Annotated in this window: 5 protein-coding genes and 1 pseudogene; 2 read left to right on the plus strand and 4 right to left on the minus strand. The window is 53.7% G+C overall.

Features of this window, described 5'->3' with window-relative positions:
• From araC to UC15_RS11305, 4 genes and pseudogenes are all read right to left on the minus strand, one after another.
• The coding region (gene araC, locus UC15_RS11285) for an arabinose operon transcriptional regulator AraC (RefSeq protein ID WP_112288539.1) at positions 1–906 on the minus strand (906 nt) is incomplete at its 3' end.
• Between the two features lie 177 nt (positions 907–1,083).
• Positions 1,084–2,087: pseudogene (gene araH, locus UC15_RS11290) on the minus strand (L-arabinose ABC transporter permease AraH).
• An 18-nt stretch (positions 2,088–2,105) separates the two neighbouring features.
• Positions 2,106–3,689 carry an L-arabinose ABC transporter ATP-binding protein AraG gene (gene araG, locus UC15_RS11295; protein ID WP_112288540.1) on the minus strand — a complete coding sequence of 528 codons (1,584 nt, stop codon included), beginning with the start codon at positions 3,687–3,689 and terminating at the stop codon, positions 2,106–2,108.
• Positions 3,690–3,937: 248 nt separating this feature from the next.
• Positions 3,938–4,924 (minus strand): arabinose ABC transporter substrate-binding protein, encoded by a 987-nt coding sequence (locus tag UC15_RS11305; protein ID WP_112288541.1) that lies wholly within the window; start codon positions 4,922–4,924, stop codon positions 3,938–3,940.
• A 416-nt stretch (positions 4,925–5,340) separates the two neighbouring features.
• On the opposite strand from UC15_RS11305, the gene UC15_RS11310 reads away from it, so the two are divergent.
• Positions 5,341–7,020 (plus strand): ribulokinase, encoded by a 1,680-nt coding sequence (locus UC15_RS11310; protein ID WP_112288542.1) that lies wholly within the window; start codon positions 5,341–5,343, stop codon positions 7,018–7,020.
• A 51-nt stretch (positions 7,021–7,071) separates the two neighbouring features.
• On the plus strand, positions 7,072–8,577 hold the full coding sequence (gene araA / locus UC15_RS11315; RefSeq protein ID WP_112288543.1) for an L-arabinose isomerase: 1,506 nt from the start codon (positions 7,072–7,074) through the stop codon (positions 8,575–8,577).
• Positions 8,578–8,631 lie beyond the last annotated feature (54 nt).

Consider the following 8,631-nt stretch of genomic DNA (forward strand, 5'->3'; position numbering starts at 1 on the left):
CTCCGGCCACGGATGTGACTTGTACGGTTTAGCCGGATAGTTAATCTCAACACTTCTGCGGCGGAAATCACTTGGGCTGACCCCTACCCGTTTGCGGAATACCCGCGAGAAATACAACTGATCGTCATATCCCACCACCCGGCCAATCGTTGCTATAGATTCCTGAGTCGTCTGTAATAAAAGTTTGGCGCGGATCACCCGCTGATCTTCACGCCAGCGCAGGATGTTGATCCCCACCTGTTCGCGGAACAGATGCGCCAGCCGTGATGGTGACAGGCAAACATGACGCGCCACTTCGTCGATGCGCAACTCTCCGGCCAGATTTCCGGTGATGAACTGGCAGGCCTCGATAACGCGCGGATCCATGATTTTTTGCGGACTCTGCGGATCTTCTTCCATTGCGCGCAGCAACAGACGCTCCAGCAGATTCATCCCTAACTCTTCACAGAAACGACGGCCTGATTTTTGGGTTTGCTCAATATTGGCAAACAGGCGGTCGAATTCCAGTAATAAGGTGTTATTCGGTAAGGAGAGACGCCCGACGTCGCGGGTTTTAGTGTGCCACTCCAGCCAGTCGGCCCAGTAGGCACGCGGGCGGAAATACACCCACCGGTGGTACCAGGAATCGGCGTTAGCGGAACGGCTGTAGAGATGACGGGCTTTCGGCGGGAATAACAGCAGATCGCCGGGATTGCAGTAGAACGTATCTTCGCCGTCAAAGACTTTGCCCTGCCCTTTTACGGTCAGGTTGAGAATGTAACCTTTCATGCCACCCGGACGATCAATGGCGAAATCCAGTGGCCCGTCAGCAAGGATCGGTGTCATACCGGCGACCAGATAGGCGTTGAAACTGTAACCCGGTAACAGCGGGTTTTGCTGCTGATCCTGAATCATACGGTGATACATCGAACCTCCCGAAACTTCACGTGGCTATGGACTTTTTATCTATTCTAATCAGCGATGAAAACGCTGCCAATAAATGTTACTTTTTTGTGAACAACCACGCGTTTTTGCGGCATTTAACCGGTCTGAGCGTTAAATGCCGCGGGTAACAAGCTGTGAAAGCGTTATCACAAAACTCCGTTAAACGGTCTTTTTCGCTTTCTGTTTGTAGCGGTCGAAGATAACCGCCGCCAGCAAGATCAGACCACGTACCACATACTGCGAGAACGGAGATATATTCAGCAGGTTCATGGCATTTTCCACGGTACCCAGGATCAGGATCCCCGATACCACGTAGGAAATTTTACCGATGCCGCCTTTCAGCGAAACGCCACCCAGCACGCAGGCGGAGATGACGATCAGCTCAAAGCCCAGCGACGTCATTGGCTGACCGCTGGTCATACGCGAAGCCAGAATGATCCCCGCCGCCGCCGATACCAGACCGGACAGAACGAAGATAATGATTTTAGTGCGCACCACCGGCACACCGGCCAGACGCGCGGCGTCTTCATTACCCCCAATCGCCAGCGTGTTACGTCCAAACGTGGTTTTGTTCAGCAGCAGACCAAAGATAATCAGACAGCCGACCGTCAGCCAGATTGGCGCGGCAGTCCCAGCCAGTTGGCGTAGCCGAGTGCGAAGAAACGTTCGTCTTCAATGCCCACCGCTTTACCGTCAGAAATGATGTACGCCAGACCGCGCACAATCTGCATGGTGGCAAGCGTGGTGATCAGCGCGTTAATTTTCAGGCGGGCGATAACAAAGCCGTTGAGTAAACCGGTCAGCATCCCGAGCAGTAAACCGGCAGCGACGCCAATCCACAGGTTTTCAGTCATATTAATGACCACCGCGGTTGTCACGCCCGCACAGGCGATAACGGAGGCGACAGACAAGTCAAAGTCACCGGAAGCCAGACAGAACAGCATCCCGCAAGCCACCATGCCGGACATCGAAATGGCCAGCCCCAACCCTTTCATGTTGATGAAAGAACTGAAGTTCGGCACAAAAATCGAACAGGCGAGAAAAAGTACGGCGAACACCACTAACATGCCGTAGCTGTCCCAGATACGCATCAGGCCTTGTCCGCTGCGCGATGCCGCTGAAGGTTGATCCGGTTTGGCTGAATTGGTTGTCATACTCGACATAATATTTTTGCTCCTCAGTCAGGCAGCGTCAGGGGCAGAATCAAGGTCTGGTGTCCGCAACATGGCGAGCCCCAGCGCTTTTTCTTCGGTGGCTTCATCGTGGGACAGTTCGCCGGAGACAGCGCCTTCGCGCATCACCACAATTCTGTCCGCCAGACCCAGCACTTCCGGTAAATCACTGGACGCAAACAGCACCGCAATGCCTTGTTTCGCCAGTGAATAAATCACGTTGTAAATTTCATGCTTGGCGCCGACGTCAATCCCGCGCGTCGGTTCGTCGAGCAAAATGACTTTCATGTCTTCCGACAACCAGCGTCCTAAAATGGCCTTTTGCTGATTACCGCCGGAAAGGTTCATGATCAGTTGCTGATCGCTCGGCGTTTTAATATTCAGCGCCTCGATGTGCTTGCGCGCATTTTTCGCTTCCCAGGCGTTGTTGATCAGGCAACCCGCTTTCACCGTTTTCCGGCGGGCGCTGATGTTGATGTTGTCACGTACCGAGTGAACAGGAATGATGCCGTCGGCTTTGCGGTCTTCAGGACAGAGCATGATGCCCTGGCGGATCGCATCTGCCGGTTTACGGATGTTCATCACTTTGCCATCGAGGCGCAGTGTGCCGCCGGTGACGCGCGTGCCGCCAAATAATCCCTTCATCAGCTCACTGCGACCGGCACCTACCAGCCCGAACAGGCCGACGATTTCGCCCTGACGCACGCTCAGGCTGATCGGTGTTTTCACGCCCGGTGCTTTGACCTGATCCAGCTGCAAACGTATTTCGCCGTGCGGACGCGGCGCGTAGCCGTAAATGTCGTCCAGATTACGGCCGACCATCGCCTGCACCAGCTTGCTGTTATCCACCTGTGTCATGTCGTCAAAGGTACGCACATAGCGGCCGTCTTTGAAAACGGTGACAGCGTCACTTAATGCAAAAATCTCTTCCATACGGTGTGACACATACAAAATCACACGCCCTTCTGCACGCAACTCACGGATAACACGGAACAGTTGTTCGATTTCACGTGCTGAAAGTGAACTGGTCGGCTCATCGAAGGCAATGATTTTGGCGTTACGCGCCAGCGCTTTAGCGATTTCCACCATCTGCCACTGACCGATGGAGAGATATTTCAGCGGGGTATCGGGATCGATATCCAGCCCGAGGTGTTCGAGCTGAATTTTGGTTTCATAGCGCAGCAATTTGCGGTTCACGAAACCGTGTTTGCTGGGTAACTGTCCGAGATAAATGTTCTCTGCCACCGTCATTTCCGGCACCAGATGCAATTCCTGATAAATGATCGCTACACCGGCATCGAGCGCATCGGTGGTGTTATTGAAAGCGACCTGCTGCCCTCTGATATGAATATTGCCCTGCGAAGGCTGATAGTTGCCGCTGAGGATTTTCAGCAGCGTCGATTTACCCGCGCCGTTTTCGCCCATCAGCGCATGGATCTGCCCGGCATAACAATTGAAAGAAATCCCGTCCAGCGCTTTCACGCCTGGAAAAGTTTTGCCAATGTCATGGAATTCCAGATACGGCGTGGCCGCATCAAACTCCGTCAGTGACGGTGTCAGCAAAGGCGTCTTGTTTGAAGATTGCTGAGTCATAGTGGCTACCTGGAAATTAAGTAAAGTTGAATGCACGCCACTGCACAGCAGAAAACAGTTCGTAAAACTTCCTGTCGTCCGCCATGCAGCAGCGTCTCTCCCCTTCATACTTCAAGTTGCAGATGCGTTGGCTACGCTTACTCACCCGAATCACTTACTTATGTAAGCTCATCGGGACTCGCTCACTTGCCGCCTTCCTGCAACTCGAATTATTTAGGGGTATTGCTTGTTTCAACCACATCTGAAGATCACATAAGACCTTTCTTCTTCAGCTCTTCTTTGAAGTTGTCGCGGGTGATTAACACAACATCAGTGACTTCGGTGAATTTCGGTGGTTCAACGCCTTTGGTGACCCATTCGTTCAGCATCTGGATACTTTTATAACCGTGGATATCCGGGCTAGGTAACAGGGAACCGTAGAAGCCGGTTTGCGCGCTTTTTGACAGCTCATTCACGGCGTCCACACCGTTGATACCAATGCCGATCACGTTAGCGGCTTTGAAGCCCTGACCTTCTGTTGCCCGCACGCCACCGAGAACGGTGTTGTCGTTCATACCGATGATCAGCCAGTTCTTCACTTCAGGATGTTGGACTAACAGGGAGTTACCGGCATCCAGTGCGCCAGGGATATCGTTGGATTTGGTCGGAACTTTATAGATTTGTTTTTCCGGGAAACCGGCAGCTTTCAGTGCATCCATAGAACCGGAAGTACGGCGGCGTGCAGTGTCCAGCTCATCAGCGGTAATCGCCATCACGCCGGTATCTGCGACTTTCCAGCCACGTTTTTGCATTTCTTTATACAGTTCCTGTCCCTGACGTTCGCCAATTTTGGTGGCGGCCATCATCACCAATGGCACTTCTTCCATTGGCTTGCCTTTGGCATTCACGAACTGGTCATCCACCTGGATAACTTTCATGTCATAGCTGCGCGCTTTCGCCATGATGGCAGGCCCCAGACGCGGATCCGGCGTACAGATAACAAAACCTTTCGCGCCGTTTGCCGCCAGACTGTCGATGGCATTCAGCGTTTTTTCACCGTCCGGCACAGCAATTTTGATGACCTCAAAGTTCAGATCCTTACCGGCTTTATCTGCAAAGCGCCATTCAGTCTGGAACCACGGCTCTTCTGGCTGTTTAACCAGGAAACCCAGCTTTGGATTTTCGGCTGCCATAGCTGAATGTGACATAACGGCTGCTAACCCTACCGCCGCTAATGCCTTAGTGAATTTATGCATGATGTTCTCCGACTTTTATTGTTGTTTTTCACAATCGCAGTCTCAAATCTGTTGGTTTGCCGCAATCATGAAAACGTTATCAGTAGCGTAAGGAAACAAAGTGAAAGTGCGGCGAAGTCCTGTGTATAGCGGATTTACGTCACACTCTCTTGTAAGACGGGTTAAGTTTTAGCGGTAATTTTGCAGCGGAATGTAGAGCGCTATCACACGGCGGGAAAACAGCAGGTTTGTACATAGATATAGCGATTTTAGCCAAACGCTAACATTTGACCAACCTCACAGAAACATCATTGGGAGCAGATTTGTGCATACTTCCAGCTAACGCCTCCTCACTCACTTTTTTGCATCCTCCTACTGTTAGAGCAATTCGATTCGCCGCCGTAATGACTACGGCAAACCTGAAGGAGTGAGAAAGAATGACGCAAGGTGCGATTGCTCTTGGTCTTGATTTTGGCAGCGATTCTGTCCGGGCACTGGCTGTGGATTGTCAGACCGGTGCGGAGATGGAAACTGACGTGGTTTATTATCCGCGCTGGACTGAAGGCCGTTACTGTGACGCGGCAATAAACCAGTTCCGCCACCATCCGCTCGACTATATAGAAGCGATGGAGCAGGCAATCAAAAACGTCGTGCAACGTCTGGGCAGTGAACGGGCGGCGCGCGTGGTGGGGATCGGTGTAGATTCCACCGGTTCTACACCGGCTCCTGTAGATAACGAAGGCAACATTCTGGCGCTGAAGCCGGAGTTCGCCGAAAACCCGAACGCCATGTTCGTGTTATGGAAAGATCACACCGCCATCGAAGAAGCCGAAGAAATTAACCGCCTGTGCCGCAGCGGTGAATTCCCCGACTATTCCCGCTATATCGGCGGCGTTTATTCCTCAGAATGGTTCTGGGCGAAAATCCTGCATGTTTCCCGTGCGGACGCTGCCGTTAAAACAGCCGCGGCTTCCTGGGTTGAACTGTGCGACTGGGTGCCTGCCCTGCTTTCCGGTACCACGGCGCCGGACAAAGTGGTGCGTGGTCGTTGCAGCGCCGGACACAAAATGCTCTGGCATCCGTCATGGGGCGGTTTGCCACCAAAAGATTTCTTTGCCGCTCTCGATCCATTGCTGGTCGAAAACCTGCCCTATCCGCTGTTTACTGACACCGTTACCGCCGAAAAGGCTGTTGGCACGCTGACCACTGAATGGGCAGAACGCCTTGGCCTGCCTGCTTCCGTGGTGCTTTCCGGCGGTGCATTCGACTGCCATATGGGCGCAGTCGGCGCGGGCGCACAGCCTTATACGCTGGTGAAAGTGATCGGGACTTCCACCTGCGACATTCTGATCGCCGACAAAGAACGCGTAAACGACCGCGCGATTGCCGGGATTTGCGGTCAGGTCGAAGGCAGCGTGGTGCCGGACATGATCGGGATGGAAGCCGGACAATCCGCTTTCGGTGATATGTATGCCTGGTTCAGTCGTCTGCTGAGCTGGCCACTGATTCAGGCCGCTAAAGCGCATCCTGAAATGGCACCGCAACTGACCAGCCTGCAAAAAAATCTGCTGTCCGATCTCACCGCAGCGTGGGCGGCCAGTCCGAAACTCGATCATCTGCCGCTGGTGCTCGACTGGTTCAACGGTCGCCGTACACCGTTTGCCAATCAGCGTCTGAAAGGCGTCATCACCGATATCAATCTGGGCACACGAGCGCCGGAACTGTTCGGGGGCTTTATCGCTGCCACCGCCTTTGGCGCACGCGCCATCATGGAATGTTTCGAACAGCAGGATATTCCGGTGGAGAACGTCCTCACGCTCGGCGGTATCGCACGTAAATCACCGGTCATCATGCAGGTTTGCGCTGACGCGATGAACCGTCCGCTGCAAATCGTCGCCTCCGATCAGTGTTGTGCGCTGGGTGCGGCAATTTTTGCTGCCGTCGCCGCCGGGGAATTCAGCGACGTTCCTGCCGCACAGGAAAAAATGGCCTGCAGCATCGAGCGTACACTGCTGCCAGATCCGCAGCGCGTCGAGCAATATCAGCGCCTGTACGAACGTTATCAGCAATGGTGTGCCACCACTGAACCGCTGTTTGCAGCGAAACCGGCACATTAATGTCTGTCACATAAATTGCTATTTCACACCTACGATATTCAGGAGTAATAAATGGACGCGTTTAAACATCTCGAAGTGTGGTTCGCCATTGGCAGTCAGCATCTGTACGGACCGGAAGCGTTGCGTCAGGTAAAAGAGAACGCCGAAAAGGTGGTCAGTAGCCTGAACAGCGAAGCCGGTTTGCCGGTCAAACTGGTGCTTAAACCGCTGGTCACCACGCCGGATGAAATCACGGCGCTGTGCCGCGAGGCCAACTACGACAATGCCTGCGTGGGGATCATCACCTGGCTGCACACCTTCTCTCCGGCCAAAATGTGGATCGCGGGCTTAAGCATTCTGCATAAGCCGTTGTTGCAGTTCCATACGCAGTTCAACGCTGAAATTCCGTGGGACACCATGGACATGGACTTCATGAACCTGAACCAGACCGCACACGGCGGCCGCGAGTTTGGCTTCATCGGTGCCCGTATGCGTCAGCAACACACTGTGGTCGCGGGACACTGGCAGGATGGCGAATCACATCGCCGCATCGCCCAATGGATGCGCGTCGCTGCGGCGAAAAACGAAAGTCAGCATCTGAAAGTGGCGCGCTTTGGCGACAACATGCGTGAAGTTGCCGTCACCGAAGGTGACAAAGTGGCCGCACAAATCCAGTTCGGCTACAGCATCAATGCTTACGGTATTGGCGATTTGGTCAGCGTCATCAACGAAGTCAGCAAAGGCGATATCGACCAGCTGGTGGAAGAATACGAAGCCACTTATCGCCTGACCGATGCGGTTAAACTGAACGGCGAACGTCGTGAAAACCTGCTGGATGCAGCGAAAATTGAACTGGGGATGACGCGTTTCCTGGAGCAAGGTAAATTCGGCGCATTCACCACTAACTTTGAAGATCTGCACGGTATGAAACAGCTGCCGGGGCTGGCGGTACAGCGTCTGATGCAAAAAGGCTACGGCTTTGGCGGCGAAGGCGACTGGAAAACTGCGGCATTGCTGCGCATCATGAAAGTGATGGCCAGCGGCCTGAAAGGCGGCACGTCGTTCATGGAAGATTACACTTACCACTTCAAACCGGGCAACGATCTGGTGGTCGGCTCGCACATGCTGGAAGTGTGTCCGTCGATTGCCAAAGAAGAAAAACCGTTACTCGATGCACAATATCTCGGCATAGGTGGCAAAGCGGATCCGGCGCGTCTGATCTTCTCCACGCCGGCAGGCCCTGCGGTTAACGCCAGCGTCATCGACATGGGCGACCGTTTCCGTCTGCTGGTCAATCTGGTGGATACCGTAGAGCAACCGCACCCGTTGCCAAAACTGCCCGTCGCCCGCGCTATCTGGAAAGCCCAGCCGTCACTGGCGACAGCGGCAGAAGCCTGGATCCTCGGCGGCGGCGCGCACCATACCGTGTTCTCGCAGGCGCTGGATATTGACGCATTGCGGTTATATGCGGAGCTGAGCAATATTGAGTTGCTGGTGATTGATAACGAGACGACGCTGCCGGACTTTAAGAATCAGATCCGGTGGAATGAAGTTTATTACAAACTTTGCAGTCGCTGATTTGCTTGCTCCTCCCACTTCAAAGAGCCGTTTTTCTTTGCTCCTCCCCCTGCG

This window comes from Rahnella sp. AN3-3W3, assembly GCF_003263545.1.
Lineage (GTDB): Bacteria > Pseudomonadota > Gammaproteobacteria > Enterobacterales > Enterobacteriaceae > Rahnella > Rahnella variigena.